Raw genomic sequence first — 2,508 nt, forward strand, 5'->3', positions numbered from 1 at the left:
CGCTGCCCACGCGCGCATCGGCGGCTTCGGCGTCCTTGCGCGCGGTTTCGGCGGCCGCGGCGGCATCGCGCCAGCGCGCGTAGACCAGCCGTGCTTCGGCAAGGCGGATCTGGTCGGAGAGCGTCTTGTAGCGCTCGGCCGCCTTGGCCTGGCGGCGCAGCCCGGCGACCTGCCGGTCGAGCCCGGCCATGATGTCCTCGAGCCGGGCAAGATTGGCCTCGGTCGCGCGCAGTTTCTGTTCGGCGTCCTTGCGGCGCACGTGGAGGCCCGAGATGCCCGCCGCATCCTCGAGCATGGCGCGCCGTTCGGCGGGCTTGGCGGAGACCACGGCGGCGATCCGCCCCTGGCTGACCAGCGCCGGGCTGTGCGCCCCGGTGGCCGCATCGGCGAACAGCAGGGCGACGTCCTTGGCGCGCACGTCGCGCCCGTTGACCCGGTAGGCCGAGCCCGCGCCGCGTTCGATCCGGCGCACGACCTCAAGGTCCTCGCGGGTGCTGGTCTGGGCCTGAAGGACGACTTCGGCAAAGGCGCGCGGCGGGCGGTTGGAGGTGCCCGCGAAGATCACGTCCTCCATCCCGCCGCCGCGCATCGATTTGGGCGAGCTTTCGCCCATGACCCAGCGCAGCGCCTCGAGCAGGTTCGACTTGCCGCACCCGTTGGGCCCCACGATCCCGGTCAGGCCGGGTTCGATGTGCAGTTCGCTGGGTTCGACGAAGCTCTTGAAGCCGCTGAGCTTGAGGCGCCGGAAATGCACGGCGGCCCTAACCCGCGTGATGCGGGGGCAGGGCCGCCCCGGTCATCAGCGCGCGCCGGCCTTCTGCAGGTCGGCTTCGAGCTCGGCCCATTCCATCGAGCCGATGTCGTTGCCGTTGAGGAAGAAGGTCGGCGTGCCGGTGATGTTCTTCTCGCTGGTCGCCTTGTCGGTGGCATCGGCGAGCGCCTTGGCCGAAGCGGTGTTGGCGAGGCACTGCGCGGCCTTGTCGGTCGGCAGCCCGCGCGAGGCGAAGAAGTCGGTCATCCCGGCGATACCGGCGAGCGCGGCGAACTGCTTTTCGCGCGGCAGCGAGGAGATCGCTTCGAGCTTGTCCTTGCCCGCGGCCTGCAGGTTGGTGAACATGTTCGGCTGCCAGGCCCAGAACTGTTCGGCCAGCGGGATCACCGCCTCGTCCGAACCGCAGGTGGCGAGCATCGTGGCGGCGATGTCGTAGGGGTTGAGCATGAAGAAGCGGATCTCGTAGCTCACCCGGCCGCTGGCGATGTAGTCGTCGCGCAGCTTGGCGTAGCCCTGCTTGGCGAAGAGCGCGCAGTGCGAGCACGACAGCGCGCCGTATTCGACCAGCTTGACCGGGGCATCGGGGTTGCCCATGCGATAGGCACCGTCGCCGGTCTTGGTGATGACGTCGGACCAGGCCTTGCCCGCCGGAGGGGCGACCTTGGCGAGCGCGGTGTCCGAGGTGGGCGCGCCGGTGCTGGTGTCGGACGAGCCCTTGTCGCCGCAGGCGGCAAGGCCAAGCGCGGTGGGTGCGAGGATCAGGCCGATCGCGAGACGGCGCAGGGCGGAACGGTTCATACGGGGCGAATCCTTTACGATAGGCCAAGTCTGGCAGAAAACGGGCAGGGTGTGAAAGGCGCCCGGCCGCCGGTTGCGCGACCTATGCACAGGTCCGGCGCGCTTCAGGCGGGGTTCGGGCGGGAAATCGGGACCGATCCGGAAGGAACGGAGCGGCCGGGCTTGGTAACAGGCTCTCAGGGCAACCGGCTTCAGGGCAGCGGGCTCTCAGGGCAACAGGGCCTCAGACCTTGCCGGCGGCGTTGCTCATGATGGCATCGGTGATCGCCTGCGAAAGTTCGGGCCAGCTGTGCGCGGCCAGCACCTTGCCGTTGAGCGTGAAGCTGGGCGTGGCGTTGAGCCCGAGCTTGCCGGCTTCGGCCATCTGCGCGCTGAGCTTGTCGAACTGCGCCTTGTTGTCGAAGCACTTGTCGACCGCGGCGTGGCTGAAGCCGAACGGGGCCATGGTGGCGTAGAAATCGAAATCGGCGGCCATCGCGCGCATCCGCTCGGGGTAGGTGCCCTTGTACCAGAGTTCCTGCTTGTCCTGCGGGATCGTGCTGGCCTTGCCGAGCCAGGCCTCCTGGTTCTCCATGAAGGCGTTGTGGCGCTTGAAGAAACCTTTGGGGTCGCCGCAGGCGGTGAGCATGGCGACGGTGAGATCGACCGGGTTGCGCAGCAGGTTGGTGACGGTCAGCGCGACCTTGCCTTGCGGGATCACCTTGCCGCGCAGGACGGGATCGGATTCCTTGGTCATCTCGGCGCAGTGGGGGCAGGTGTAGCTGACGTATTCGGTCACCTTCACTTGCGCGGCGGGGTTGCCCACCATGTAGCTGCCGTTGGCGGTGACGACCACCTGCTGGCTCCAGTCGGCCTTTTGTGCGGCGGCGGCCTTTGGCGCGGCGGCGAACAGCGGGCCCGCTGCGGCAAGGCCAAGGCACGCCCCGGCTCCGGCGGCC

3 protein-coding genes are annotated in these 2,508 nt (G+C 68.9%); all 3 read right to left on the minus strand.

Going from position 1 to position 2,508, the window contains the following annotated elements; translation table 11 throughout:
- On the minus strand, window positions 1-754 hold a 754-nt coding region (locus MTR62_RS20520; RefSeq protein ID WP_244024445.1), incomplete at its 3' end, for an AAA family ATPase.
- 45 nt (window positions 755-799) lie between these two features.
- On the minus strand, window positions 800-1,570 hold the full coding sequence (locus tag MTR62_RS20525; protein ID WP_244024447.1) for a DsbA family protein: 771 nt from the start codon (window positions 1,568-1,570) through the stop codon (window positions 800-802).
- A 223-nt stretch (window positions 1,571-1,793) separates the two neighbouring features.
- Window positions 1,794-2,508, minus strand: a 715-nt coding sequence (locus tag MTR62_RS20530; protein ID WP_244024449.1) for a DsbA family protein, incomplete at its 5' end; no start/stop codon positions are given.

This window comes from Novosphingobium organovorum, from assembly GCF_022832435.1.
Lineage (GTDB): Bacteria > Pseudomonadota > Alphaproteobacteria > Sphingomonadales > Sphingomonadaceae > Novosphingobium > Novosphingobium organovorum.

Coding starts and splice junctions, on each gene's coding strand:
- MTR62_RS20525 (WP_244024447.1), bottom strand. CDS start 1,570: ATGAACCGTTCCGCCCTGCGCCGTCTCGCGATCGGCCTGATCCTCGCA.